This window comes from Nocardia yamanashiensis NBRC 100130 (assembly GCF_001613325.1).
Taxonomy (GTDB): domain Bacteria; phylum Actinomycetota; class Actinomycetes; order Mycobacteriales; family Mycobacteriaceae; genus Nocardia; species Nocardia yamanashiensis.
This window is the reverse complement of record NZ_BDCD01000040.1, coordinates 57,515-83,687: the sequence shown is the minus strand read 5'-3', so window position 1 is coordinate 83,687 and position 26,173 is coordinate 57,515. Positions and strand designations below refer to the sequence as shown.

At 66.5% G+C, this 26,173-nt stretch carries 28 protein-coding genes and 1 pseudogene; 11 read left to right on the top strand and 18 right to left on the bottom strand.

Annotated elements, in window-relative coordinates; all coding sequences use genetic code 11:
* Nucleotides 1-1,098, top strand: a pseudogene (locus tag NY1_RS43920) (hypothetical protein); the annotation flags it as partial.
* Between the two features lie 8 nt (nucleotides 1,099-1,106).
* On the opposite strand, the gene NY1_RS43915 reads toward NY1_RS43920, so the two are convergent.
* Nucleotides 1,107-2,063 carry a tyrosine-type recombinase/integrase gene (locus NY1_RS43915; RefSeq protein WP_169815457.1) on the bottom strand — a complete coding sequence of 319 codons (957 nt, stop codon included), beginning with the start codon at nucleotides 2,061-2,063 and terminating at the stop codon, nucleotides 1,107-1,109.
* 250 nt (nucleotides 2,064-2,313) lie between these two features.
* Here NY1_RS43915 and NY1_RS43910 point away from each other — a divergent pair, with 250 nt between their 5' ends.
* Nucleotides 2,314-2,835, top strand: coding sequence for a hypothetical protein (locus NY1_RS43910; protein WP_169815456.1), 522 nt, complete (start codon nucleotides 2,314-2,316; stop codon nucleotides 2,833-2,835).
* An 18-nt stretch (nucleotides 2,836-2,853) separates the two neighbouring features.
* Here NY1_RS43910 and NY1_RS36440 read toward each other — a convergent pair whose 3' ends face one another.
* Together NY1_RS36440 and NY1_RS36435 are read right to left on the bottom strand one after the other, a co-directional pair.
* Complete coding sequence (locus NY1_RS36440) at nucleotides 2,854-3,114, bottom strand: hypothetical protein (protein WP_067721731.1); 261 nt, start codon at nucleotides 3,112-3,114, stop codon at nucleotides 2,854-2,856.
* Nucleotides 3,111-4,139 (bottom strand): hypothetical protein, encoded by a 1,029-nt coding sequence (locus NY1_RS36435; protein WP_157762705.1) that lies wholly within the window; start codon nucleotides 4,137-4,139, stop codon nucleotides 3,111-3,113. The genes NY1_RS36440 and NY1_RS36435 overlap by 4 nt, the downstream gene beginning before the upstream one ends.
* A 177-nt stretch (nucleotides 4,140-4,316) precedes the next feature.
* On the opposite strand from NY1_RS36435, the gene NY1_RS36430 reads away from it, so the two are divergent.
* The 4 genes from NY1_RS36430 (at nucleotide 4,317) to NY1_RS36415 (ending at nucleotide 6,040) form a co-directional block, all read left to right on the top strand.
* Nucleotides 4,317-4,796, top strand: coding sequence for a hypothetical protein (locus NY1_RS36430; protein WP_067721729.1), 480 nt, complete (start codon nucleotides 4,317-4,319; stop codon nucleotides 4,794-4,796).
* A 43-nt stretch (nucleotides 4,797-4,839) separates the two neighbouring features.
* Nucleotides 4,840-5,049 (top strand): hypothetical protein, encoded by a 210-nt coding sequence (locus NY1_RS36425; RefSeq protein WP_067721728.1) that lies wholly within the window; start codon nucleotides 4,840-4,842, stop codon nucleotides 5,047-5,049.
* Nucleotides 5,046-5,363, top strand: coding sequence for a hypothetical protein (locus NY1_RS36420; protein ID WP_067721727.1), 318 nt, complete (start codon nucleotides 5,046-5,048; stop codon nucleotides 5,361-5,363). The genes NY1_RS36425 and NY1_RS36420 overlap by 4 nt, the downstream gene beginning before the upstream one ends.
* Nucleotides 5,364-5,551: 188 nt before the next feature.
* Nucleotides 5,552-6,040: a hypothetical protein gene (locus NY1_RS36415; RefSeq protein ID WP_157762704.1), complete on the top strand. Its 489-nt coding sequence runs from the start codon at nucleotides 5,552-5,554 to the stop codon at nucleotides 6,038-6,040.
* A gap of 15 nt (nucleotides 6,041-6,055) precedes the next feature.
* On the opposite strand, the gene NY1_RS36410 is transcribed toward NY1_RS36415, so the two are convergent.
* From NY1_RS36410 to NY1_RS43400, 4 genes are all read right to left on the bottom strand, one after another.
* Nucleotides 6,056-6,391 carry a hypothetical protein gene (locus tag NY1_RS36410; protein ID WP_233434637.1) on the bottom strand — a complete coding sequence of 112 codons (336 nt, stop codon included), beginning with the start codon at nucleotides 6,389-6,391 and terminating at the stop codon, nucleotides 6,056-6,058.
* 161 nt (nucleotides 6,392-6,552) lie between these two features.
* Nucleotides 6,553-6,795, bottom strand: coding sequence for a hypothetical protein (locus tag NY1_RS36405; protein ID WP_157762703.1), 243 nt, complete (start codon nucleotides 6,793-6,795; stop codon nucleotides 6,553-6,555).
* A gap of 820 nt (nucleotides 6,796-7,615) precedes the next feature.
* Complete coding sequence (locus NY1_RS43405; protein WP_157762702.1) at nucleotides 7,616-7,831, bottom strand: hypothetical protein; 216 nt, start codon at nucleotides 7,829-7,831, stop codon at nucleotides 7,616-7,618.
* A gap of 532 nt (nucleotides 7,832-8,363) precedes the next feature.
* Nucleotides 8,364-8,579: a hypothetical protein gene (locus NY1_RS43400; protein WP_157762701.1), complete on the bottom strand. Its 216-nt coding sequence runs from the start codon at nucleotides 8,577-8,579 to the stop codon at nucleotides 8,364-8,366.
* Between the two features lie 695 nt (nucleotides 8,580-9,274).
* Between NY1_RS43400 and NY1_RS36400 the strand changes: the two genes are divergently transcribed.
* From NY1_RS36400 to NY1_RS36385, 4 genes are all read left to right on the top strand, one after another.
* Complete coding sequence (locus NY1_RS36400) at nucleotides 9,275-10,234, top strand: tyrosine-type recombinase/integrase (RefSeq protein WP_233434636.1); 960 nt, start codon at nucleotides 9,275-9,277, stop codon at nucleotides 10,232-10,234.
* A gap of 193 nt (nucleotides 10,235-10,427) precedes the next feature.
* Nucleotides 10,428-10,667 (top strand): hypothetical protein, encoded by a 240-nt coding sequence (locus tag NY1_RS36395; protein ID WP_218028532.1) that lies wholly within the window; start codon nucleotides 10,428-10,430, stop codon nucleotides 10,665-10,667.
* Entirely contained in the window at nucleotides 10,664-11,821 is a 1,158-nt protein-coding gene (locus NY1_RS36390; RefSeq protein WP_067721723.1) for a zeta toxin family protein, read from the top strand. The genes NY1_RS36395 and NY1_RS36390 overlap by 4 nt, the downstream gene beginning before the upstream one ends.
* Before the next feature lie 127 nt (nucleotides 11,822-11,948).
* Entirely contained in the window at nucleotides 11,949-12,170 is a 222-nt protein-coding gene (locus NY1_RS36385; RefSeq protein ID WP_067721722.1) for a hypothetical protein, read from the top strand.
* Nucleotides 12,171-12,641: 471 nt separating this feature from the next.
* Here NY1_RS36385 and NY1_RS36380 read toward each other — a convergent pair whose 3' ends face one another.
* The 6 genes from NY1_RS36380 to NY1_RS36355 form a co-directional block, all read right to left on the bottom strand.
* Entirely contained in the window at nucleotides 12,642-12,899 is a 258-nt protein-coding gene (locus tag NY1_RS36380) for a hypothetical protein (RefSeq protein WP_067721721.1), read from the bottom strand.
* Between the two features lie 54 nt (nucleotides 12,900-12,953).
* Nucleotides 12,954-13,844 carry a CPBP family intramembrane glutamic endopeptidase gene (locus tag NY1_RS36375; RefSeq protein ID WP_233434641.1) on the bottom strand — a complete coding sequence of 297 codons (891 nt, stop codon included), beginning with the start codon at nucleotides 13,842-13,844 and terminating at the stop codon, nucleotides 12,954-12,956.
* Nucleotides 13,845-14,256: 412 nt separating this feature from the next.
* Nucleotides 14,257-14,805, bottom strand: a complete 549-nt coding sequence (locus tag NY1_RS36370) for a DUF4913 domain-containing protein (protein WP_067721719.1) — start codon at nucleotides 14,803-14,805, stop codon at nucleotides 14,257-14,259.
* Between the two features lie 21 nt (nucleotides 14,806-14,826).
* On the bottom strand, nucleotides 14,827-17,202 hold the full coding sequence (locus NY1_RS36365) for a hypothetical protein (protein ID WP_157762700.1): 2,376 nt from the start codon (nucleotides 17,200-17,202) through the stop codon (nucleotides 14,827-14,829).
* A 53-nt stretch (nucleotides 17,203-17,255) separates the two neighbouring features.
* On the bottom strand, nucleotides 17,256-17,855 hold the full coding sequence (locus NY1_RS36360; RefSeq protein WP_169815455.1) for a DUF4913 domain-containing protein: 600 nt from the start codon (nucleotides 17,853-17,855) through the stop codon (nucleotides 17,256-17,258).
* Nucleotides 17,856-17,884: 29 nt separating this feature from the next.
* Nucleotides 17,885-19,390, bottom strand: coding sequence for a type IV secretory system conjugative DNA transfer family protein (locus tag NY1_RS36355; RefSeq protein ID WP_233434640.1), 1,506 nt, complete (start codon nucleotides 19,388-19,390; stop codon nucleotides 17,885-17,887).
* On the opposite strand from NY1_RS36355, the gene NY1_RS43905 reads away from it, so the two are divergent.
* Nucleotides 19,368-19,790 (top strand): hypothetical protein, encoded by a 423-nt coding sequence (locus tag NY1_RS43905; RefSeq protein ID WP_169815453.1) that lies wholly within the window; start codon nucleotides 19,368-19,370, stop codon nucleotides 19,788-19,790. The genes NY1_RS36355 and NY1_RS43905 overlap by 23 nt on opposite strands.
* Nucleotides 19,791-19,827: 37 nt before the next feature.
* Here NY1_RS43905 and NY1_RS36350 read toward each other — a convergent pair whose 3' ends face one another.
* The 5 genes from NY1_RS36350 to NY1_RS36330 are packed head-to-tail and all read right to left on the bottom strand — an operon-like array spanning nucleotide 19,828 to nucleotide 26,159.
* On the bottom strand, nucleotides 19,828-21,531 hold the full coding sequence (locus tag NY1_RS36350) for a putative type IV secretion/conjugal transfer ATPase (RefSeq protein ID WP_084536026.1): 1,704 nt from the start codon (nucleotides 21,529-21,531) through the stop codon (nucleotides 19,828-19,830).
* 4 nt (nucleotides 21,532-21,535) lie between these two features.
* Nucleotides 21,536-23,065: an SCO6880 family protein gene (locus NY1_RS36345; protein ID WP_084536024.1), complete on the bottom strand. Its 1,530-nt coding sequence runs from the start codon at nucleotides 23,063-23,065 to the stop codon at nucleotides 21,536-21,538.
* A 19-nt stretch (nucleotides 23,066-23,084) separates the two neighbouring features.
* Entirely contained in the window at nucleotides 23,085-24,644 is a 1,560-nt protein-coding gene (locus tag NY1_RS36340; protein ID WP_157762698.1) for a hypothetical protein, read from the bottom strand.
* Nucleotides 24,638-25,495, bottom strand: a complete 858-nt coding sequence (locus tag NY1_RS43395) for a DUF8175 domain-containg protein (protein WP_157762697.1) — start codon at nucleotides 25,493-25,495, stop codon at nucleotides 24,638-24,640. The genes NY1_RS36340 and NY1_RS43395 overlap by 7 nt, the downstream gene beginning before the upstream one ends.
* Before the next feature lie 25 nt (nucleotides 25,496-25,520).
* Nucleotides 25,521-26,159 carry a DUF8175 domain-containg protein gene (locus NY1_RS36330; RefSeq protein ID WP_157762696.1) on the bottom strand — a complete coding sequence of 213 codons (639 nt, stop codon included), beginning with the start codon at nucleotides 26,157-26,159 and terminating at the stop codon, nucleotides 25,521-25,523.
* Nucleotides 26,160-26,173: the final 14 nt, after the last annotated feature.

The following is a 26,173-nucleotide window of genomic DNA, read 5'->3' as shown; positions in this document are numbered from 1 at the left end:
GGCAGCAGCGGCCGCCGACGCCCGCCGATCATGCCCGGCGGCGGGTCTATCGCCAGTGACCTCACCCTGCCGCGCCTGCGCGGCCAGTGGGACGACAACGCCGAGGAGCGCGCCGCCGCCGAGCAGGAATGGGAGGACGCGGAAAACGCGTTGGCCCGCTACCTCGCCGGTGACGAGAACGCGATCCCCCAGCGCCCGCAGACCCTGCCCGACGCAATCCGACGCATCACACCCCCATCCCGCCGCGACATCAACGCCGCCATCGGCGAACTCGAACGGTGGGCCAACACGTTCAGCTCGATTCCCGCACACGACACCGTGGCGTTCACCGCTGCTGCCCGCCAGGCCGCCGGAGTCCTGTCGGCGTGGTCGCTGGCCTACGAGCCCAAGCCGGGAATCATGGCCCGTGCCGCGCGAACCCTGAGCATGTACGCGCAGACACCCGCGCATCAAGACGCACCGTTGCCGCAGTGGCAGCGCCGCAACAGCGCGAGCGGATGGGCGGTGATCCTGCTCGCCTCCCGTCAGCACGCCAATCCCGCGCTCGCGAACCTCGCGGTACTGCACCAGATCGGCCGCACCGTCGATGCCATCTCCCGCGCCGCGTTCACCGCGGGCGAAGTCGCCCGCGCGCGCCAGCTCGCGGCACTCTCGGCCGGCGAACTCACCCAGATTCAGCGACAGTTCGAATCGGTCGGCGCACAGAGCACCACCGGAGCCGCGCCAGCGCGCCGCGCCGACGGCGCCGCGCACGTTTCGCGGACCGCGTTCGGCGAACCCAGCGACGCACCCGATTTCGAGATGCCTGAGGGCGATATCCCCTCACACGGCCGCCGCACCGGCGACGACCGCGCCCCCGCGCGCGAGGGAGTCGACCCCACCCGATTCGGGTGGATGCGCCGCACCACCACGCCGGTCACAGCGGACACCGATCCGACTGCGACCCAGGACCCGTACGAGCACGACGACACCGCAGGAACGCAGACCGACCACGGCACCGGGCCGACCCGCGATCGGGACCGCGACAGCGGCCCACACCGCCAGCCGCCCCAGACGCCCGAACGCGATCGGGACGACCGAGACGACCGACAGCGGTAAGAGGCCGGTCAAACTTCGAGGTCGAAGCTCAACTGCCCCGACGTGGCTGCCCGACGCAGGACAGGGGCAGGGCTACCAGCGTGCGTGTACAGGGCACGCACCTGCGGGGAGTCGGTATAGCTCTGGCCCATCCGCGCCGCCACCTCCGACGCCGAAAGACCGTCGGCATACAAGCGCGTCTTGACCGTGGCACGCAGCGTCCACGGTGTCAGGGTGTCGATACCGGCATCACGGCCGATCTCGCCGACGATGTATTCGAGACTCTGATCGGCCTGAATCCGGCCATGTCGGGTCAAGCTGATGAACAACGGCCCCGACTTCGCCCGCCGCGCCCCGAGCAGCGTCGCGCGGGCGGTCCGCCACCCCAACAGCACCCACGTACTCGCCTGCGTCAGTTCCACCCACCGTTGCTGTCCATCGGTACGAGTCAGCCGCAGCCGGCCACCGCGCGCGGACAACTCCGCATCCCCGATATCGAGTCGCCGAACCTCCGACGGGCGCGGCCCCACATCGAGCCACGACACCATCAGCGCATAGTCACGCGCCGAGCGAGCCGCCGCCGCATCCAACACCCGCGACTGCTCATCGACGGACAATGTCGGCGGCCGCACCCGCTCCACCGCCACCGGATCCACGCACACCGGCCCCAACCCGAGCCAGTCGTACAACGCCCGCACCGCGGCCAAAGTCACCTTGCGAGTAGGCACGCTCGTCGTCGAGAGATACTCCAACACCGCGTCATCGCGCGCCGCGGAATCGGTCAACGCATCCGGATGCGAATCGGCATGAATCAGCCACTTCAGGAATCCCCGCGCCCGCTTGGCGTACGTCGTCTGTGTCGCCGCCGCGAAACCTTCCCCCGCCAGAAAAAGCCGGAACGGATCCCGCATCGCGCCCTCGAGCGCCGCAGGACCATCGACCCGCAGCCGCGCCAGATCGACACCGGTCAGCCGCACCGCCTCCACCGATCCCTCCTCCAAAGCCGCTCGTAACCACCAACAATCGCATGCGACACCGACAAACTCGAGCCCTCGAGTTACCCCCGGTGCCAGCGCCAAACGCCGGGGGTAACTCGAGGCGGCCGAATAGGGTTGCTGCGCGTGCTCGAGGTCCTCAAAGATGCCCGCGGCAACGCCGTGCTGATTGCCGATCAATCCAACTCGCGGTTGGTGTCGCATCTCAGCGTCCCGGGCGCCCGGCTCTAGGCTCGCCGGTGTGCTCAGTGGATTGGACGTCGCGGAACACGAACCGCCAGGATTTCGCTCCGATGCCGGCGCGCTGGTCGCCATGCTCGCCGAGGCCGCCGCCAGGCTCGAGGCGATGCCCGCCGACCGTCCCGCCGTCCTACAACTCGCGCAGTGCTTCCGCGGATTCGCTGCCATCGGATTCGCGTGCACGGTCCTCGATCGCGAGTTCGTACCGCGCCCACTCGAATGCCTGCCGGTCGCCGAGAAATGCGCGCATATCTCCCGGCGGATCATCGACGTCATCGGCCCAGAACTCCACTCGCGGTACAAGTTCGACCGTCAGCAGATCGCGAATCAACTCGCCGATCCACATCTGATGTTCTTTGGCCCGAACCTGTCGGGGTGCGTGACTGAGATCCTGCGCTTGACCGCGGCCCTACAGCCCGCCTTGTCCCGACTCGCCGCCGACGACTGCGCGTTACCGCAGGTGCGCCAGGCCGCCCGGATCGCCGGGACCGCAGTCGAGTTCACGGTGATGCAGTTCCACTAGGGAGCTGCTGTTAGTCGGCTAGGGAGTGTTGTGTTGCGGGTCGCCGATATCGGCGACAGCACCGGCCAGACGCTCGAAGACCGTAGTCAGATCGCCGATCACCGCCTCCAGCCCGGCCAGCGCGCGCAGCCCGGCCGCGTCGCGGGCCGATTCAGTCGTGTACTCGCCGGTGCCGCACCAGGTGCTCAAATCCACGGCGGCCGCGCTGGCTTCGGAGTTCGCGACCTCGAGAAGATGGGCGATGGCGTGCCGCTCGGCCTGCTCGCGGTGAGTGATCATGCCTGCTCTCCTATCGTGGGAACGTCGGTCTTCTCGGGCGGCACGGTGTCCGAGCGCATTGAGCTCGTCTCGGTGCGCTGGCGTTGCGGCCAGAAGCGTTCGGGCCTGTATGCCCCGCCGGGGCGGGTAGGACAGCTTGACCCGATTGCGTAAGGCAGTTCCCATGCCGCATGGAGTTCGGCGACGACCTCCGGTGCCAACGCCCGGTCGCCGACCGCGCGGAATCGCCATTCCCGCGGGTTGTCCGGATTGGGTTCCCACCCGTCGGGGTCGATTTCGTACACGCGCCGCACGCTGCCATCGACCGCGATCACCGCGTGCCGCGCGGTTGCGCGCACACTCGCCCCGACCCGCCACACGCCCCGGTCCGCGTCGTACTGATCGGGTCCGCCGATCTCGCCGACGCGTTCGCGCGGGTCGCCGTCGCGGGTCTCGTGCTGCCGGTCGCGGCGCGAGATCACGACCACGTAGTGACTCCCGGCCAGATCCGCCCATCGGTCGCGCGCACCTTGACCGCTCATCCCGGCCGCGTTCGCGAGATCCTCCATGGTGGCGCCGTGCGCGAAAGCGTCGGCCGCCAAACGGTTCTCCAGACTCGTCACCGCCGGCGCGACGACGCGGCGCAACTCGCTCAGGGCCGCGAGGTGGGCGAAACGCTGATCCTCGCCCGGAGAGTGCCGGGTGTGCCGCTCGATCAGATCGAGCGTCGCGCGAATCCGGTCAACCGGCGAGGTGGGCAACGAATCGAACACATCATGGAGCCTGAAATTCTCCGGTGCGGGTCCGAGGTCGCTCAACTTGTGCGTGATCATCGGCGGCCGAGTGTCGGCGGGCAGATCCTCCGCGGTCAGTGGCGTACGAGACTCACGCGCCAACCGTGACAGGTGGTCGCCGAGGTTGCTTGAGGGTGCGACGTTCCATGCCTCATCGACCACGTGCGACGGCGTGCCTGCTGCGAGCTCGCGGCCGGAATCGCCAGCGCCGGTTGCCATCACGACATCCTTCCCGCAATCGTCCTGCTCCACCGAACACGATTTCGTTAACAGAGTAGGTCCCCCGCGGGCACTCCGGGACCGCGTCGAAACTCTAGGGGCCAGATTAAGCTGTGTCCTCTCGCAGCGGAAGGGGGCAGATTAATCTGTCTCCTAGCCGAATGTGCAATCTGGCTGGTAGAGGCCAGGAGATCGAGAGGACGCCCCGAGATGATCAGGGATGCTGGTGCCTATCTACTCAATCAGCTGGTACTGCTGCCCGCCGGATGGCCGGCGTTTGAGACCAGCCACGACTTCGACGAGCAAGACTGGCTCGACATGGCCCCCACCAGCGCCGGGGTCTATCTCTTCCACACCCCTGGTCACCACTTCGAGCACCCCGGCGGAAGCTCATCAGTCCTCTATATCGGCTCCGCCACCGGCTGTGAGGGTCTTCGAGCCCGGTTGCGGAACCACCGAAAGTACAGCCGAGGTGTCCGCAACGGCGGATTCCGCGGATACGCCCGCTATGAATGGATGATCACCCATCCGACGCTCATCACCTACTCCCCCGCCCCTTCCCCGGACGACGACGCCGAAGCCATGGAACGGAGCCTGATCAGCACCTTCGCCGATGCCTTCCGGGTCGCGCCGCTGGCCAACGCCCGCTCGGCGTGGCCGCCCAAGCAGGTCGCCGGCATCGAGGAGTGAGTAACAGTTGCCACGGTAAAGCGACACGCTTTACCGTGGTGGCATGGCGAAACTGAACATCAGCCTCCCGGACGCGACGGCCGAGGCCCTGCGTGAAAGTGCGGACGGCAACGTCAGTGCCGAGATCAACCGGGCCGTTCTTCAGCGGCTCGCGGACAAGGAATTGCGGCGTATCGCCGCCCACGAACAGCAGAACCCGCCGAAATTCAGCGATGCCGACTTGGTGCGCATCGGCATGGGCATGCCCCTGTGAGTAGGGAACTGCGCCAGGGCGATATCTACACCATCGCCGCCGGAGACGGCTATCTGACAGTGGTGATCGTCGATGGGCAAGCCCTGCTGCGCCACCGAGATGTCGCACTGGCAGTGCCGGTGGTCGACGCCCGCGAGATGCCCGCGGATCTGCGCATTTTCTCGGTGGGCTGGGACGAAGGCCGCGTGCTCGCGGTGCACCGGTTCATCCCCTGCGTGCGGTCGGTGCTCGAGGCCGGAACCTACGACGGCGCAGTAAGCACCGAAATGCTCGACTTCATCAAAATGGTTCTGTCGGTCCGATTCGACCTCTGACCACAGCGCATCGCCTAGCCGAGACGCTCGGCAATCCACGAGGGCAGCGGCAGAATCGGGCCAGGGCTCTCAACGACGTAGGCGATATCGCGCACCGGCACGAACTGGACAGTCGCGCACTGCCGCGACGCGCCCCGACACCTCAAAATCGCAGCGCTCGAGCCGGTTTCGTCGATACGCTCGAATCCGTGCGCAGCCTTGACTACATGATCGGTCCCGGCGGTACCGCCCCCGACGACATCGACAACGCGGAGGTGCTCACCGGCATCATGGCCGGCGAACCGGTGCTGATACTGCTCACGCGCTTCCGTGTCCCCCAGATCGCCGAAGACGGCGTGCTGATCTCCGGTGACGCGCTGGAATCGGCGGTGCAGGCCCGGGGCGCGGTGCCGATGACCGACCTCGAATTCGACCGCGCGCCCACACCCGGATGGCGCGCGATGATCGACGGCCGCCGCAGCACCGTGCAACTCGTCGTCCCCGGTGACGAGCTTCTGCACATCGGAAGCATCGCGTTCGAATCCAGCTGGTATCAGCAGGTCGCCGACCGCCAGCGCGACGGCCGCGGCCTGGTGGTGATCACCGGTGCGGCCGCGCCTACCGAGACCGCCGCCCTGGAAATGATCGCCGCAGGACTGGCCAGCTGGGTTCGCGTTGCAATCGAACTCGCCCTCTAAACAGGCAGTCTCTGCTCATCGCTGCTGTGAGCCGATGGCGCCGGGAAGAACGAGCGCGCGAGCTGGACACCACTGCGTGATGTCCAAGCGGCCGTGATCGTTGCCCGTGGAGACCGACAGTGACACAAGGCCGAGCCAGCTTCCATCGTTCACCCGCGCCCAGGCGTGCAACCGCCCCGACACCCGGCCCGAAAGGTTCAGGCCACCGGCCTTGACGCGCATCGGGAGGTGATCGCGGCGAAATACGCCGTCGGTCGGAATGGCCACCCCGAGATCGACCAGGACCGCGAGCGGCGGATCTACGGGCCGCCGCATCGACGGCGTGAACTGCTCCGGCCACTTCTCGAACATATGAGCGATTCTAGACGTGTCAATAGATGCCGCCGCCGTGCGCCCGTGGCGATGTGGCGAGTTGTCTCGCCGCGATCTGTGCGAAATGCGTGCACCGACACCGATGGGCCATATCGAGAGATCGTGAGGTGGGGCCGGCAATTCAGCCCCACCTCACGGCTCTACGAGCTGCTGGGCCTGTTGCGATCGAAGTCGGTCGTGAGCAGTACGACCACCACGGTGACCACGACGAGGAGCACGCCGAAAAGCCCGGACGCGTCCTTGAAGGCACCTCCGACGGAGTCGGCCAACCTCTGACCGCGGTTCATCGCCGAAATGATCTCGGCCAGAGCGCAATTCACTGAGATCGACACAAGGAGTGCGATTATCAGCACGACCGTTCCGACAGACATTTTCGATTTCATCGACATCAACTCTCTCAACAGGAGAGTCGCGAGCCATTTCCATGCGGAAAGGTCCTACACCCATGGGGATAGGTTTCGCGGCCAGGGTGCGAACGATGTTCGGCCATCCAGAAACGACTCGCGACCCGACAACGGGTAGCGGAACACGCAGACCCGCAACAGGTCTGCATGAAATCGTGTTTTGGAGTGTCGTCCTCTCGTTACGCGCCTGCCGCCTGTGGAGCCGATAGCCCTCGCCGAGCTGAGAGATTTGCCCGTGGGCTGTGCGCGCAGTCGTGCGATGCGCGGGCGACCTCACCCCTGATCGGTCGGGGATCCGTACCCGCGGGGTGAGGCTCGGTGCGGCGGGTCAGACTGCCGGTTACCCGACCCGGTGAAGATACAACGAATCAAGGCGACGATGCGGGAAATCCGTGCGGTGTGTCAGTGCCGGGATCGGTATCGAGAGGCGGTGCTGTGTGGCCCGTACCAGGTTACGGGGTACCTCCACCCCTCCCCTGATGCGTTCGAGTGGGCTCATACAGTGCACTGAAACTGGCATCATCGGGTGGGAGAGCAGCCCTGGCAGAGTCCTCCGCCTGAGATTAGCTCGTGGCGCGAAAAAGCCCCGACCAGCAGGTTAGCGAGCGGCGCAGGAGGGATATGCCGAATCCGGCAATCTGGGATTCCGCGGGCCGCCGGTTACACTGGACCCGCAACTGTACGAAGTCTACGTACTGTACGTAGTCTACAAACTGTGCACTTCGCACGGAGTGCCAACGACCCGGGGCGGGAACCCCGAGCCGTTGGCGAACCCTCACTCCCTCATCCGGTTTGGCGCCTAGAGGGCAGTGAACAGGTGAATCAGCCTGGTGACCGCTTCGGCCACCAGGCTGTTCCCGTTTCCGGGATCAGCATCCAGTGCGCCGTAGAGGTACACCGCGCGGTAGGCGTGGCCGAGGATCTGCCCCGCCATGCGGAGGCAATCCCACCCGACCCGGAAGTACTTCCGTTGCCGTACCGGCAGCTGATTCGGTGATGGCGCTTCATCACTCATGCGCCCTTCCTTTCACTTCGGTCATGAGCTTGTGGCCCACACGCCGCGTGACGCTCACGCGACGCCCGCAGCCACCCCGGCCCGCGCGGGCCGGAGGAGCCCCGGATGCCGCGCGGGCACAAGGGGCGGACGGCCCCGGCTCTCCGCAGAGAAGCACGCAACCGCACCGAAGGCCGAACCTCTCGAAAGCTGGTGAGCGAGCAAGCGATCCGACGACGGCTACGTTACCTGCGGATAGTGCATTTCCCTACGGCGACCCATGGTCGAAGATGGCCGCAGAAAACGTGCAGATCTCGAAACATGTTGCAGGACAGCATATTTAGATTTTTCATCCAGCCCTGCGCTCGTCGAACTGGTCGTCAAAACTCCCGCTCGAGTCGCGCACTGACGGCCGCGACTCGGGCGTTCGGAATCTGAGTCGCAGACTCGGCCGCCGAACATCAATACCCGATCGGGCGGTCGGTGCGGGCCGCCACAGCGGGGGATGAGGAGGCGTGCCGCTCATCCGTTCCGCTGGGCGTGCCGCCGGTGGCTAGCGGTCACCTCCATGCGGCGGCTGTATGGCGTCGTGGGCGGCCGGATCAGGACGGTTGCGCCCTGTCGGGGTCTTCTTCCACGCCCACTTGGCGAGTTGAATGACGATAGCTTTCCCTATTTGAAAGAGAATTCTCTCTCCGATTCGGAAAGCGAAGTCGTCGAGCCCGAATGCGTCGGGCAGTCCGATGATGTTTTGCCAGTAATCAGGCATGGACTTGGTCCTTTTCAATTGTCAGATTCAGTTGTACAGAGCGAGTGTCGACCGGCGGAGGGGCACGGCACCGGGTGCCAGATATGTTCACGCAATTAATCCTAGGGGTGATCCAGGCATCTGCAAGATTATCCATATGTGCAGGTAGAGCCGATCTTTGAGCAAACCGCGCGATCCATTCGAGCATTGATTGCTCGATCTCGATCACCCTTCCCGTGCCAGCGGTTCCGTGAGCCGAATCGCGGTCTCGATCGTAGCTGAAGGGGCCTAGTTAAACAGTAACTCAACCGACCCCTCACGCGCGGTCCGAGTTTTTTACGGACTTTCTGCGCGAGGTGCGGGGAATGGCATCCTTCGGGTTGATGCGGTTCATTTCCGAGTCGCGGTCTCGGCTCAGACTCCTGGATTTGGCTCGGTCGCACCCACCCCGCCGACAATCGCTCGGCGCGGCAGGTGAGGGGGATGAAGGCCGGTTCGGAACGGAGCCCTGTGTGCCCCGCAGCCGTTTTCGGGTAGCACCACCCCTACCCGGAGGCGTTCGAGGCCGCAGGAGGGGCACGGAGACGAGTTGGTGAATAACGCCCGTTATCCACCAACTCCCGTAGAATCGGCGTCGGCGACGTCGGACAACGTCGTGAGCGCCCGAAAACTCGATTCCCCGTTATCCACCAACCTTGACGAACGAGGAGGCCGCAGTGGCTGTTTCGGTCCTGCGCGACACCCGCGACGTCCTCACCGACGCACTCGGCGCCGGCCACCCACTGGTGACGCCGATCGACGACTTTCTCACCGATCTGCGCAACGCGGGCCGCTCCCGCAACACCATCAAGGCGTATCGCGGAGACCTGATCATGTTCGCCCGCCATCACCACGACGAGATCAGCACGTTGACCGTCGCCCCCGTGCGCGCCTACCTGTCGGACAACATCGACAACTCCGCCGCCACCCGCTCCCGCCGCCGCTCCGCGGTGAAAGCGTTCTGTGCGTGGGCGGTCCGGCAAGAACTCCTGGACGCCAACCCGGTCGACAAGACCGAGGCCGTCACCGTACCCAGGGGGCTGCCCCGGCCCGCGCCCTACGAGCAGGTGCACAAGCTGCTCAACACCATCTGCGCGCGGCGGCCGCGCAAAGACGTGCCGATCGACGTCCTGCGCGACCGCGTCCTTTTCGAACTCGCCTACGTCTGCGGAGCGCGCGCCGCCGAGGTCTGCGGCGCCTACGTCGAAGACCTCGATCTGCGCATCGACAACGAACACATCACCTTGCAGGGCAAAGGCGACAAGACCCGCGTCGTACTGCTCGACGACCGCGGTTTCGTCGCCTTGCTGCGCCTCTATCTTCAGCGCACCGGCTACACCAACGGCCCCCTGTTCCGGCCCTCCATCAACGGCGGCGGCGGACCGATCTCCTACAACGCGGTGCTGAACCGGTGGATCAAATACCGCACCGCCGCCGGCGTCGACCTCGAAATCCACCAGCTACGCCACGCGCACGCCATGGAGCTCATGGACTCCGGCGTATCCCTGGAAGTCATCCGACGCCGACTCGGACACGCCAAAACCGAAACCACCCAGATCTACGCCCAAGCCCGGGATGAACTGGTGGACAACGAAATCCGTGCATCTCGCCGCCGACGTGACGCGGCTCGCCGCTGAACTCGCTGGTGAGAGTGCCGACAATCCAGTCGAAATACCATGATCTCGCAAGGTAGGTTGAAGGCGCGAAACACTCAGTAGCACTGCGTATTTGAGGTTTCCGCCACTGTCGAAGAAGGGGTGAACAGTGTCGAACAATCAAGACTCCGTGTTGAACCAGGTCCGCGGTTTCACATGGTCCAGCGAAGAATCGGTGGCATACGAGGCGGCCGTCGAAGCGATCAACAAGGCGGTGGGCGCCTATTCGGCGCTTATCGCCGATCACGAAGCCGCGCCCGAGCCCGACACGGCCGCGATCTCGCAGATTCTCGCTGCGCAACACGAACTCGCACGGCAGCGTGAACAGCTCGACCCGACCGACCACGCTCAGATCGCGCGCACCCGCCAGGAGATGACGGCACTGGTCGAACAGCTGCGAACCCAACGCCGATGACCAGCTCCGAAGCCGAGCAATATCGGCTCTCCGAGACCGAGAACGAGCGGATCTTTCAGCAACGCATCGTCCCTCAGCTACTCAGCGGACGCGCCTCCCACGACCGGCCCACCGTCGTGTTTCTCACCGGCCAGCCCGGCGCAGGCAAAAACCGGGTCAGCATGATGCTGGCCGAGATCCTCAACACCCGGGGCGGATTCGTCGACGTCGACAGCGACCTCTACAAGCCCTACCACCCGCAATACGACGAACTGCTAGCGCGCGACGACACATTGATGGCCGCCTACACCCGCGCCGACGGCCGCGCCTGGATGGCCAAGGCTCACCAATACGCCCGCGACAACAAGATCAACGCCGTCATCCAGGAGACCTCGCAGAACGCCGACGCCGTCGCGGACACGATGCGCGAATACCGCCAGGCCGGGTTCCGGGTCGAGGCAATGATTCTCGGGGTGTCGCAGGCGATGAGCAACCAAGGCATCCTCAATCGCTACTACGAACAGGTCGCCGACGGCGGCCGTGGCCGACTGACCGTGCAAGCCAATGCCGATCAGTCCTACGAAGGTATCGCCGCCCTCGCCGACCGGATCGACAACGACCGGCTCACCGACCAGGTCGCAGTATTCCGGCGCGGCGAGGACAGCCCCCGCTACCTCAATGCCCTCGATGACCGCGGGCAATGGGAATCACCACCGGCCACCCGCGCCGCCCTCGAGACCGAACGCCAGCGACCGTGGGCCGGGCCGGAGGCAGCCGATTTCCTTGCCGTCCAACACAAACTCCGCGACGCTATCGACCACGGCAGCGTGCTCCGCGCCGACGTCCTGCCGGAGTTCTCCGCTCGACTCGACATGATCGATCACCAGGCCGCACCGATGCTCACCACATCTCGGCCCGGCTCCCGCGGAACCCAGCCGGAAAGCTCGGACCCCACCGTAGAAGCGATCCTCACCGATCTGGCAGCCGAAAAACCGGCACTAAACCCCGAGAGCTCCCCGGGAACAGCCGAATCCGCAGCAGACCGCGCGGCCCGCATCGCGGGCCGCGCGTTCGGTGGATCAGCGCACAACGCCATAGGTCCTTCGCAGTCCTCTGGACCAGGCCCAGCACCGGGCAACCGCGGACCCAGTCAGTCTCCGACCCGAGATCGGTGATTCGGCGCCCGGACCCGTGTTCGCCGCACGTAGCTGTTCGGTGAACAGAAGTTCGTCGCCGCGAGCCAGCTGGCCAGCGGTGCTGCGGACCCGATCCCGATTTCCGCTGCGGGCTAGTCTTCCGGCCATGGAGAGCCCGGCAGCCGCAGGGGTGCGCACGCTGGTCCTGCTGGTGACCGCCGCCCTCGACGCGGGCGAAGATCCGGTTGCGGCAGTACAGGCAGCCGTGCGCCCGGCCCCGTCGGCAAACGTGGTGCGCGCGGTGATCGGCTTGATCGAGGCCGTCCGTACACCGGGGATGTCGGCCCGAGAGATCCTCGCCTGCATCGAGGCACAGAACAAGCTCTAGACTTTCATCCCGAACCCCCCCACCCCAGTACCCCACCTCGAAACATCCAGTGCGACAGCGGGTTCCGACACGACTTGTCGGAATCGTGCTTCGCGCGAGCCCCGACCGACCGGCCGTGCCAAGCCAGTGACCGGCTGTGCCTGTCCGTTCCCACAGAATGACCTTGATTGCGTAGGTCAGTGAAGATTGTCGGTATCGGTGAGACTTCGAATCTCATCGACGGGGGTTCTGGCACCAGGCGGCGCGCTGCGCGCGGCACCGAGCAGGCGAATGCACCCCCTCGTGCCGCCGGCGGCAGGGCTTCAGACTCCCCTCGCCGACGGCGCTGTAAGACCTCCGGTGCCCAGCAGTGTGCTGGGCAGCGCATGCGGTGCCAGTACACGGCACGGCCCGGACGCCGTCTCCGCAGCGTCCGGGCCGTTGCTGTATTGGCCCAGCGTGCGGGGCCACTGTCCTGGCGGGATCGCTTCGCTAGAGCAGGCGGCCCTGCTCCGGAGGCCCCGGTGGCGGCGACTGCTTCTTCTTGCGTTCGAGCATCACCGCAGCCCGCCGCTCCGCGAGCGCAGCAATCTTGTTGTCGATGCCTTCGAGCTGTCTTTCCCAGAACCCGCGGCCCTCGCCCGTAGCGGTGTCGAGTTCGGCGAGGATCTCCGCTCGGTCCTCACGCATTTCGCGGAGCCGATCCGCAAAGACTTGATCGCGAAGGCGCTCTATCTCGTCATCGGCCACGTCGACAGCCTAGGACTGCGCACCCGCCACGGATCCGCTGCCTGGTGCCAGCGTTTACGGACTGGCGGCTGGTGCCGTGCGGACTCGGGTGGTGTAGAGGCAGAACACGACCGCGAGCCCCGCGACGCCGACCAACAGCACGCGGGCCATCGTGTCATTGCCGCCCGATTGCGCGACCGCCACGGCGTTCCACGCCGTATGCGTCGTGATCAGCCCCAACAGTGACCGATACCGGTAATAGGCATATATCGCCGCCAGCCCCCACAAGCACGCCGCGAGCCCAGCCCAGAGGCTCTGATACAGATGCATCGTGCCCCGAGCCAGCGCCGAAACCACGAACACCGTCCCCACCGCCAACGGCATCCGGGCTCCGTTCCACCAGCGCCACGGTACCGCCGCGAGCGCCAGCACTGGCAGCGCCGAATAGAACGGTTCCTCGAGTACTCCCGCCAGCAGAGCCCGCGCATTGTCGAGGTGCCTAGCCAGCGGCTCCGCGCCGATGCCCGCAGGCTGCACCGGTGGGGCATCGTTGCTGAACGCGGTCATCGACACGCACAGTGCGGCGGCGAAAAGCCCCGCCGTGCAATAGAACCGCTCGCGCGCACCTTCGGCCGGCATCGGGAAGCGGGGCGGTACCAGCGCACCGGCCTTGCGGTGGGCCAGCGCCACGAACCACAGGCCCGCCATGGTGGTCACGATCGCGCGCGCCAGCCCCGACGCCGTGCCCGCGATCGAGTTCGGCACGTCGCTGCGGCGGCCGCCGCCATGCAGCGCGATCAGGTACGACTGGGCCGAATCGGTCACATACAGACTCCACGAGACCGCCAGTACCAGCGCGGGCAGCACCAACAAGAAAAAGACCCGGACAGCCAAGACCGCCCCCGCCCCCACCTCCCGGCCGACTGAGCCGGGCCCGGAACTCCCGCCGCGATCGGACATGACCATGATCTCCAATTCCTACGATGACAAGCGGTTTTCAGTGATCGGTGCGCGCAAAAACCGACACTACGACCGCCGACCCCCGGCTACGCCCGGTGGCACACTCGCGGTGTGCCATCAATTTCGTCACGGCGAACATTGGCACGTCACGTCATAGACAAACGTCCACTCTGTGCCCTGGGGAGGATTGCCGGACTCGACTCACCGCGCCGCCTGGCCAATATCACCCGCCGGGCCCGCAGTCGCAGGCCAGCGAGCGAGAGCGACCCGAAACCGCTCCAGCAACTCCGCCGGCAGCAGTTCCGCCCGGTGGTCCTCGGTGCGGTTCGGAATACGTTGAGGCAAAACAGGATTCATGACCACTCGACATTCTCGTGGCGGGTGCTCGACAGTCCCCGCCACCTTCCGCCCGATGTGGTCATGCCGCGGTCCAGACCTGCAAGAGCCGCTGCGGCGGGGGCGCACAGGTCAGCTTCCCGGCGTCCTCGCCGTCGTAGTGCTTGGCCTTCGTGCACCGCTTGTACGGGCCGTTCGGGGCCATCAGCTTGCCCATCATGCGATCGGCGACGTCCCACCAGGCCAACATGCCCTCCGGCGTGACCGATTGTTCCTGCCATCGCTGATACAGCGGACCGAGGCGCTCCACGGCCTCCGGATGCTCCGCCCACTCCGGGCACCACCGCCAGCCGGACTCGCCGATCGCGTCCACATCGCGCCAATACACATAGGCCAGATAGTTTTCGACCCAGTCGCCGAGGTGATCGAACGGTGGTGGCGCCACCTGCGCCACCGCCTCCGCCGCCAGCCGCGCAAGCTGGGATTGCGCGGTCAGCTCCGCTCGTTCCTCGATCGCGCGCTTGAGCTCCGGATCAGCATCCAGGGCCGCCGCTAGCTTCTCGGCCGCAATCTTGGCCACCAGCGCCTTGAGCTGGCGGGCAACCTCAGCGTCGATCTGCTGCTCATCCATCCCCGTCGTCCTCTCCCGCGCCTAGCGGCCCTTGTCGTGTGAACGGTTCGGCGCACCCATCGGCGGCACCGCCGAACCCGGCGTCGTCCCCGCCGAAGGCTGCACCGGTGAGGTCGGATCCGTGCCGAACGCACGCTTGGCGACCTTCCACGCCCGCGTCGCCGCCGGATCCATCCCGGCCCCCGGCCCGCGCTGCGGCTCAGCGTCGGACAGGATCTGACTCACCGTGTCGTCCCCGGCCGCGTTCAGGTCGAGATCGACCATGTCCGCATCGCGCGATCCCACCGCCTTGCGCATCGCCCAAATCGTCAGCGCCACCGGATTGCGCGCGTCGTCGTGGCGCAGGCTCGCCACCACATCGGCGAGGTAGTGCGGATCAGCACCGGCACTGACCAACCCGCGGAAAGCCTTCTCCGCTCCCTGCCGCCAACCAGGCTTGCTGTACACCCAGTCGGGAATCCGATCGCCCACAAGACCTTTCAACGTCGGCGCTTTCGGCGCGGCCGCCGGGCCGGTCGATCCCCTGCCCTTGGCCGGACCAGAGCGGCCCCGCGCCGGATCACCGCCGCCGGTGCTCTGACCCACATCGGCGGGAGCCGCCGATTGCCGAGCCGCCGCCTGCTGGTCGGCTTGCGCCACGGTGTAGGCGCGCCACATACCGATCAGGTCATCAGGGTCCTGCGCCGCCGTCCCCTCCGGCACTTGGCCCACGACCTCCATCGCTTCCGCCCACCGGCGCGCTTCGTGCGTTTCGTAGTCGCGCACCAGCTCCGCACGCGCCCCGGCCCGATCGGACTCAGGCACCGCGTCCAAATGCGCCTGATACGCCATGAACGCCATCGGATCGCGGGTTTGTAACCAGTTCTGCGCGCGGTCCAGAGTCGCGCGCTCGGCATCGGATTCGGCACCGATGTCCTGCTGACCGGAGGTGTGCGACCGCCACGCGGCCATCAATCGATCCGGGGTATCGGTCGAGACCGACCCGTCCAGAGTGCCCGCCGCCCGCGCCTCGCTCGCCCACGCATCGGCCATCGCTTCGTGATAATCCGCGACCATGTCCGCATCCCGCGCCGCCGTCTCCCCCGGCAGCCGGTTCGGATCGGCATGCCAATCCTGCCAATCGCGCCACACGTCCGGATCCTGTTGCAGCACACGGGCTGCCGCCTGAGTCTGCCCGGCCCACCGCTCTTGCAGCGACGGCCCGGTGAAGTCGGGATCCCACGCCGGCTCAGGTTTGCCCGCCGCCGTCCACACCCGTCGCGCGACCTCGCTCAGACCTTCGTCGGGATGCTGCGCGGCCGTGCGCGCGAACCCGTGCTTCCACAGATCATCACCCGCTTCCGCCGCCCACTGCGTTGCCTGTTCGAGCTCATAGCGGCGCACCAATGCCCCATCGGCGCGCCGCGGGTCGATCGAGCGCATCCGCTGCCATTCGGCGTACCCGTCCGGATCGAAATCGGCCAGGAACTCATGCGCGCGATCGAGCTGCGCCGCGAACGCCAACCCCGACAGCTGCGCGAAGTCCGGGTGCGGCACCCCCTCGCTCTCGCGGGCCCGCCACGCCATCCACAATTCGGTCATCTGCGAAGCCGGGGAGTCGGCCGGATCGCCGCCGTCGCTGTCGGCGCCGCTGTCGATCACCAACGCGGCGAACAGCGCCAAATCCCCGGCCTGAGCATTGGCCGCCCATCGCGTTGCTTCAGCGGCGCGCCAATCCGCGAGCATCGCCGGGGTCAGCGCATCCGAACCCGTCAAACCCTGCGTCCGCTCGTACACCGCGCGCGCCGCGACCGCATCGACCCGGTCGAGCTGCGCCAGCACCTCCGCGCGGCGCGTCGGCCCCACCTGCGCCTCGAACCCCTGCAACATCGCCGGAGCCAGCCGCTCGCGTTCGGCCGCCATGTGCGCGGCCACCTCCGGCGCGGACGCGGCCGCGCGCGCCCGATCGGTATCGGTCACCCGCAGATCCAGGCCCGGCCGCATCGTCGGCTCCACCCGGCGCGCGAATTCCTTTCCCGCCGCCTGCAATTGCGCCGGATCCAGCCCGAACCCCTTCATATAGGTTTCGATGGACTCGGCGACTTCCTTGGCTTCGGGCAGCTGGTCACGCCACGCCACCGCATCCTGATACACCTTGGCGATAGTGTCGGGAGTGACCGAGGCCAGCGCCCGCATCGTCGGGCGCGCCGAACGCAATCGGTCACCGGCAAGCCGACGTTCGGCATTGATGCGCTTGTCTATCTCGCGCGCGTTCGAGCGGGCACCGGTCAGCTCACGCCGCAACATCAGTTCACGGCGCCGGTAGATCAGCTCACCGACCTTGACCGCGGCCAGCACCGCCGTGCGCAGCGAGTTCATCAGTTCCTTGCCCGGGTCTTCCAACGGAGGCGTAGTCATCTCACATCTCCCTGTCCTCGAGTGGGCGAATCAGTTCTCATCAGCGCGGCCGCTCACGGCACCGGCTGCGTAGCGGGTTTGCGCGCGTACGGGGAATCCGCAGGCAGCGGCGTATGCGGCAGATCTTCGGTTTGGTCCTGCCCGTTGTGCTCGTGGCCCTTTTTCGCGTCGCAGAACACGAACGGCCCCGTGTCGGGGTCCATCAACTTCGCCATGAGCGGATCCCCCACGCTCACCAACCAATTCGCGATTCCCGGCAGACCCTCGAGGCGGTAATGCTCGAACGAGCGCCACGCCGCTTCCAGCCGGACCACCGCCCCAGCGTGCTCCGACCACGACGGGCACCACTTGATCGCCGTCGAATACAGGTTGCAGGCGTACACCGGGAACAGGAACTCGACGCAGAATTCTTCGAGCGAGTCATACGCGAGGGTTTCCGCCGGACCCGCCGTGCCATCGGCCAGGGCCTGCATCTTCTTGGCCGCGATCCGTGCCGCCAGCTCATCGAGCTGGCGGCCGATGCGCCCGCCGCCGGCAGTGTTGATCAGCTCCAAGAACTTGCGATCGGCGAGGGTGTTGGCCACATCGCGCAAGCTCGGCGAGAATCGCCGCTCCATCAGCTCGGCAATCTGCTTGCCCACCTGCTTGTCCAACTTCAGATCGCCGCCGGATCCGTTGGTGCTCATGGCAATACGTCCTCGCTTTCGATCCAATCGAACACCGGCTGTGACCCCCCTGCCGCAGGCAGAGCGCCGCGGGCCCGGCGTGGCAGCATCCGCGTCCACCACTGGGAGGGCTGCTCGGGCAGGTCGGGCTTTTCGAAGGGATTCTTGGGCGCGTAGGTGGCCAACGATTCGTTGATCTGCTTGACGTACGGGCGATCCCAGTACGGGACCGGCCGCACCAGTGCTGGTTTGCCGTCCCACAACATCACCGCCCGCCCGTACGGCAGCTGCGACAGATGCGCAATGGTGAAAATCTTGTGCTCGCGGGTGTCGCGGCTCACCGAGGTGTGCCCGCTCGCCGTCGACAGCATGTCGGAGGGGCGCTGCACATTCGTCGATGTCGCGATCTCGAACCGCGAGCCGATCAACTCACTGAGCTTGCCCAACATCACGTCGTCGCGGACACCGCCGCCGAAATACTGCACGGTCGCCGCGTCCCACAACTGCTGCATCCCTTCAGCTCCGAAGGTGTTCACGCCCTGCGCCCAGTTCTGAAGGATCGCCATCATGAGAATGCCGCGACCGCCGTAGTGGCTGAACTTCGCGGGCAGATCAGGCCATTTGATGACGTTGGCCAGCTCATCGAGCGGCACGACCATCGGTACCGGCAACCGGCCCCCGCATCGCTCCCCATACCGCTCAGCCGTATCGCAAACCGCCCACACCAACGCTGTCGCCAGCGCGCCGGCGCTGTCGGCACCCTCCTTCGACAGGATGTAGAGCGTCGAGGGAGTCGTGACGAAGGCTAGAGGATCGAACTGCGGGCGGCGGTTACTCGGACTCACCCACTTCTGCACGCTCGGACGCGACAGGATGTTCGTCATCTTCTTCGCCGTGCCGAACAGGCCATCTCTCTGCCTCGCGGAATATCCGATGAACTTCGCCAGTGCCGTTGCCGCCGAGGTGAATTCGCTCTCTTGCAGATGCTTGAGAGGCTGCGGTGTCGGCTCGGTGATCCACTCGTACACGCGAGTGATCGGCTGCTCGGACACCGCCGCCGCCAGCAGCAACCGCGCCAGCAGATCACGGCCCTCCGGATCGAAGAACGCATCCGGGCGCGCACCCGGCGGCATGGTCGCGGCCAAGAACAGATCGGCCAGCTTCTCCGAGCGATCCGGCCACATCTCGCGATCGTCGATGGTGATCGCCGATATCGGATCCCACCAGAATTGCGGCTCATCGGACCCGGTGATGCGCTGAGGATCGAACACGAAAACCGCACCGCCACGGCGCTTCTCCCGCACCCCGCGCGTGAGATCGACCACGTCCCGGCGGTTCGAGGTCACCACGCACGCGCCCGGCGCCCCCACGATCGCCGGAACCACACGGCTCGTGGTCTTGCCGCGCCGCGGGCCCCACACATCGACGGTCAACGCCTCGCACCCGCTGTAGAGCATGTTCGCGGGATCGAGCTGAGTCTTGACCTGCTCGTAGCCGGGTGTGCCCTGCGGTGTCACCAGCACCCCCAACGGGTTTCCCGGCCACGGGACGTTGCTCAGTCGCGCCGACGAGGCCAAGCCCGCCTCCCGCGACAGCGGAGCCACGTCCGCGCCCTGGGCCATCCACTGCGTAGCGAAGTCGAACCGGCTCGCGCGATCGTTCCGTGACCGGATCCGCCGCCACCACCGCCGCACCACCCAGACCGCCGCCGCCAGCTGCACCGCCACGAACACCAGCGCCCAGACGATCGCCGCCGTGGTCCACACCAGCCGGCCAAAGACCCACGCCAACAACACCACCAGCGGATTGACCGTGGGGCCGCCGCCGAGCCACAACGACAGCCACACCGTCACCGTCGCGTCCACCCACGCCAGGACCAGAGCAAGCATCGCGTACAGACCAGTATTGGACTCGCCGACATAGATCGGACGATCGGTACTCGAGGGAACTCGTTGATTGCTCATGCTGCACGCACCCCCGCAAACCGAGTGTCGGTATCGTGCCAGCCCCGAGTTTGCTCGATCTTCGTAAATTCGGTCCGGAACGGCACACCCGGTGAACGCTGAGTTCCGATGCGCAACAAGAACTTTCCGCGCCCAGGGCTCGCAGCCTGTCGGCCGGTCGCCGGGTCGTACATCCCCGGCGTCGACCAGGACGACACCATGTCGCGATCGGTCGCCGTGAACGGAATGATGGCATCGAGCGCGGCCATCTCATCGCGCGGCAGCGCGCCCACGATGACCGCCCCGGCTCTCTCGATGAAGCCCTTGGCCTTCTTCACATCGGACTCCGAATCCAGCGACTCGAGATCCTTGACCGTGTGCGTGATCATCATCAGCGCCGTCCCCAATGTGCGGGTCAGGCGGGTGGTTGCGTTAATCCGCTCGACCATGCCGGGCCCGGCGTTGAGCACCCGCCACAACTCGTCAATGACCGTGAGGAACGTCCGTTGCGGGGCCAGCCCGGCATCCGCGAGCGTGTGCGCGGCTTCGACCGCGCCGAAGCCGTCCTCCCAGCAGGCGAACATCACTGCGGCCAACAGCTTTTCATCACTGGCTGACAAGCTCGAGATATCCACGCACACCGCCACCGGCGCGGCCGTGCCCAGGTCCAGAGGATTGCTGGTGTGCCCGGCGAACACCGAGCCCAAATCGCCGTCCAGCAAGGCATCCAGGGTCGCCAGCAGCCCGCGCACGGTGTCTTCGTACGCCTCGCCGCTGCGGGCCCGGGCACGGCGCACCAACTGCTCAGGTGCGGACTCGATCAGCCGTGACAGATCCTCGATCAGCGGCGGATTGTCCGGACCGTAGGCCGGATCTTCATCGAGCATCCGCAGCGCTTGACCCAGAATGTTGCGTTCGAGCTGCGCGAGCGCTTCCCCGCGCTCGATCTCGCACAAGCCCTGTACCAGTCGCCGCCGCCGCGCCAGCACTTCCGTGCGCACCCCGGCGGCCAGGTCCGGGCGACCTGCCGCCATCAGGCGCGGCACGATCGATCCGAGCGCGCCCACCGCCAGCGGGTTGAGGTGGCCGTGGCCGTGGCCGAGCCGGATCACCACGCCGCCGAGATCCTCTACGAGCGAGGTGTATTCGCCCTTGGTGTCGGCGAAGATGTACGGCGTGCGCCCGGCCGCGATATCGCCCAGCACGATCTTGCGTGCCAGCGAGGACTTGCCGAACGACGGCAGGCCCAATACGAACAACGACGGCGTGACTTGCAGACGGCTGGTGTAGGTGGCCGAGGTCGGGTCGTAGCACATCGTGCCGCCGGTATTGAGGTTGTCACCCAACGGTGTACCGATCAGCGGGTGCGTGTCGCCGATGGTGAAAGGAAACATGCCGCAGGCTTGAACGGTGGTCGCCCGGAACCGCGGGGGCGGGTCGATCACTCCCATAGCGCCGCCGCCGACGCCCTCCAGGCCCCGATGCGACAGCTTGTAGGACTTGCGCCACTTCGGTTCTCGCCGGGAGGGATCACGCTTGGCGATCTCGGCACGGTACTTCGCGTGCTTGGCCTGCTCACGTTCGCGTGCTTCGGCGCGCCGCCGCCGCCGACCCACCGCCAGCGCATCCGCAGCCGCCGCCTGCGGCTTCGGGGTCCGCGACTGCCAGGACCGGCGCACCCGGTCTTCGTAGAACCGGCGAGGCCGGTAGATCATGCCCATGTCGTCACTCCCCCTTCAGGGTCTTGCCGACCGTGGCGTGATCGGGAAGCAGCACCCCGACACCCAACGCCGCCAGGAACGCCGCGGGCTGCTGATTCCAGGCCGGGCGGATCTTCATCTGCGCGGCTTGGCTCATGTCCTTGGCGATATCGCCGACCTCTTCCAACTCGCTGAGCGAACTCGCGGTCACGGTGATCAGCAATCCGTAATCCGTGACGCCGGCACCGAGCGCCTGTTCGCTGCGCGCCTGGTTGGTCGCCACCACCTTCAGCTCCGCGCCCGCGCTCGCCATGGCGCGCGTCGTGGAGACCTCCGCGCGCGCGGACAACAGATCCGCGTGCACGCTCTCGGCCGCCTCCGCTGGAGGCAGGGGCCGGTGAATCAGTGCGATCCGCTTGCGCGGCACGTCACTTCGCCCGACCAGCAAGGGGGTCAGCACGGCTTCGCTGAAGAACCCCGACGGCGGCGCGCCCATCACCCAGGTACGGGAGAACGCCCCGTCATGGACATAGGTCTGTCGATCCAACAACGCATCGGCATCCAGCGGCCCGGCATCGACCCAGTCGATGAACTCGCCCTCAGGCGGATTGCCACGATGGCGTACCAGTCCTTCGACAGCGGTCTCCACCGAGACGCGCGGGTCATAGCAGCGTCGTACCGTCGCCGAGATCTCGTAGTCCGACATCGGTTCGGCCACCACCTGACACCCGGCCAGCAGCCCGCACAGCTCCGGCAGCCGGTTGGCCAGATCGCCCACCATCACCATCGGATCCTTGCGCTTGGCCTCGGTCCGGGCGTTCCACGTGATCGACATCCGCACATGTACTTGATGGCCGCTGCGGTCCGCAGCCCGTCCGGCCCCGGCCTGACTGACGAACTCTTTCGCGAAGTCCGGAGCGTGCGGGTGCGTGATGCGCGCCATCTCCATCCGCAATCGCGCCCCGGTCTCGGGAATGGTTTCCACCACGGTCACCACCCCCGCGACGTCGCCAGGCTCACCGACGCGCTTGAGGAAGTTGCCCCACTGGGCAACCATCATGTTCACCACGTCCTGCTCCATACCGGCGACCCCGCGGGGGGAGCATCGCAGAACCGCAGTGTATTGGCCGGTCTGAGGCATTCGGATCATGCCGAAACGGCGGCCGTATTTGTCTACGCCCCACCACATTTCGGTTCCAGCTCCCACACCCGGCAGGCGAGTGCGGCCGCCCGGCGCGTGCGAGAGCGGGCCCGCGCGCAGAATATTGCGGCCCGACTTCTTCTCTCGGCTCCAGGCCCACTCGAGTAGTGCGAGCTCATAGCCAGTCTTGCCCATGATCCGCACACTCATCGGAATACCGGCCAGCACCGAGCACGTGGCCCACACCAGCCCGAAAATCTTGAACCCGAGCATGGTCAACACCAGGCCCAGGATCACCGAAATCGCCAGGGCGATAAAGACTTTGCGTGGCAACCCGAAAGCATAGACGCGTCTCACCTCATGACCGGAACCATAGGTGCGCTGCGCATCCGGGCGCATCTGCTGCTCGACCATCGGCTACTCCTACTCTGCTCTAGTTGCCATCGGACCGGCCGCCGACCGGCCCGCCCGTCGGACCCGGCGGCGGCTCCGGAGAACCGACGTTGCTGGCCGCACTACCTGCCACCTTCTGCGCACCCTGGACCACCGCCACCGCCGCGATTCCCACCGGACCAGCGGCCGCACCCGCACCAGCCGCCGGAGCACCCGCGCCGCTTGCGCCGCTTGCACCGGCCGCCGCCGTGCCGCCACCACCGCTCGCGGCACCAGGCGCACCCGCCGACGGCGGCGGGGTACTGCCGCCACCGCTACGGCTTCCGCCGCCGCCCGTGGTCGGCTGAGAACCCGAAGGCGTCGGGATCGAACCCGAGGGCTGCCGGTCTCCATCGGAGCGGCCACCGTTCGACGATGGGCGATCCCCTCCGCCTCCGCCCCCGCTGATTGCCTGCTGCGCCAATGGCACTGCACCGGTGGCCAGCACCGCGCCGCCGAGGGCGGCCGCGCCACTGCCACCGGCGACCTGCCCAGCCATCGGGACCAGCAGCCGCACCAGAGACGGCAGGGTCAGTGCCGACAGCGTCAGCAGGATCATTCCCGCCAGCGCGCCTTGCGCATCATCGCTTCCGAACGCCAACGCGAAAGCCGTGCCGTACACGATCGCCGTGGCCGGCGGGAAGACGATGAACACCACCACCCAGGCCAGCAGCTTGCGATATGCCTGCTTGCCCGCTTCCGTGCCCGAGGCGGCCGCCGCCAACGGCAGTACCCCCAGCACCAGCTTGGACACCGCGATCTGCACGAGGATGAACATCATCTGGGAAATCACGCCGAACAGCCCCAGCAGCGCGAACACGAACAACAAGCCGGTGCCGAGGTAACCGCCCAGGCTGTTGATCTTCATCAGCCGGTCGAGAGCCTGAGACGGATCGACCCCACCAGCCAATCCTTCGAGCAACCACGTGCTCGCCGACCGCATCGCGTTGTCCCCGAGGACCGCCATCCCGACCAACGTCCCCGAGACCAGTACCGAGCGCTTGGCGAGGGTCACCGCCTCCATCACCTGCTGATCACGCGCCCCGGACTGCGCCCACGCAATCCGCACCAGCGCCAAACCCATGCTGACGACGAAGATTCCGACTTGGAAATACCGCAGATACGAATGCACCGAGTCGACGAACGACGATGTTCCATCGGTGCCGATCGACGATGTGATCGGCGTGCGATACCACCAGCTGAACATCAAAGCGATGCCCTTTTTCCAGCCAGTAGCAAGCTCGTCGGCAACCTTGCCCAGGATGCCTTTCGTAGCTTCACTCGCCGCGCCTGAAGGATCTGTCGCGGCAGTCGCACCATCGCAGAGCCATTCCGCAGCCTTGTCGAGCCCAGGAATGGGGATGTTGTCCTTGAGGTCTCGGCACCCCGAGTACAGATCGGTCTCGGTGGTCGTCGGCGCGGCCGTGGTCGTCGGCGCGGCCGGGGCCGTGGTCGTCGGGTATGCGGGAGTCGTTGTGATCGGCTGCGCCATCGCGATCACGGGGGCCAGACCGATCATCGCCATGAGGACCGCGACGATGACCAGCAGACGTTTCACCATGGCGTCCACCCCACCAAGGACGCGACAGGCGTTTTGACCTTGTTCTCCGTCGGGCCCGGCGCCCGCAGCTTCCAGTCACCATCTACCCAGATCGCATCGAATTGCATGCTGAACCAGGACCCACCCACTTGGGGCACCGCGTACTGAATGATCGCGTGCGAACCGTCCCAACTCGTAAGCCGAAATGCCGAGGGCCGAAGGAAATACGCCGGTTTTTGCGAGATGTCCCAATTGCCTTTGGTCGGCGTGAGCGAGTCGAGATCCTGCGCGGTCCCCGTGACCTGCCGCGGTACGACCGCGTCGTAATAGGTCCGCGACATCGCCAGTCGCCAAATGATCTGCCACGCAGCCAATGCCGCCCCCTGTGGGGTGCGGGTGTACCCGGCGGCAACGGGGCCGTCGATCCGTGCAGGGCCGTCCGAGGTCGAGAACGGCAAGGTGAATGGCCCCACCTGCTGCCACATCATCCCGGAGGGCGCATCGACGACAGCGCAGTTCGGGGCCGCCGGGCAGTTGTAGTCACCGTGTGGTACCGGGTTCTGCGGAAGTGCTTGCCCTGCAAGGTTGTTGGGCCTTGTCACCGGCCGCCCCAATTGGTCTGAGGAAGGTGGTGCGAACCCGGTCGGTGTCGCGCCCGAAGTCGTTGTGGTCGCGGTCTGCGAATTCCCTCCGGCCTGATTTCGGTCACTCGACTCGCCACCGCCCAGCAGCCGCGAACCTGCCACCCCTCCGGCGGCAACGAGCACCAGGACCACGAAACCGATCGCCAAAATCAGCGTGGTGCGGTTGTGCATCCACCCTTCGCCCGTGCCTTCGGATTGCGAATCCTGTTCAGTGGTGGTGTCTTTCACGGCTTCCCCTGCTCTCTCGTCTCGATCAGCGATGGAATTCTGTGTAGCCGTCGAGGGTGTTCAGCGCGACCGGATCGGTAGGAACCCGGCCTTGCTCGTCAGCCTTCTGCCCGGCCGGAAGCTCGAGCCTCCAATCCCCCGACCGCCACAGCATCCGACTCGGCTGCGCCGAAAGCTCACCGGTCGGCATCCGCGTGGCCAGCCACACCGTGACCGCCTCCGGCGTCCACCCCTCGATCCGGAACCCCTGGAACTGCGCCGTCTGCGCCGGATCGGTCTCGCTGGTGATCGAAGCGAACACGCGCGCGGTCGCGAACGCATCCCGGCCCGGCCCCGCCACGACCAACGTGTTGGCCACCTTGCTCCATGCATCATCAGGAGCCAGCGACAGCCGCGCTTGCGCCTGCATCGCAGCAGCCACCGCGCCCTGCGGAGTCTGCTGATACTTCACCGGCACCGGCCCGCCGGTCTGCGCCGGCCCCGCTTGCGTGAACGGCACATACACGCCCCGATAGGACTGCCATTTCGCCGCCGCGGGCGCGGCGCTGGTGTCGATATGCGCCGTCGCGGTGCCGTCGGCATCGTCGTGTCGACCGCACCCGGCGGCGGCCCCGGTCAGCAGCAGCCCGGCCAGTAGCGCGCCGATCAATCGTCTGGAAATCATCAGTTCCTCCGGAG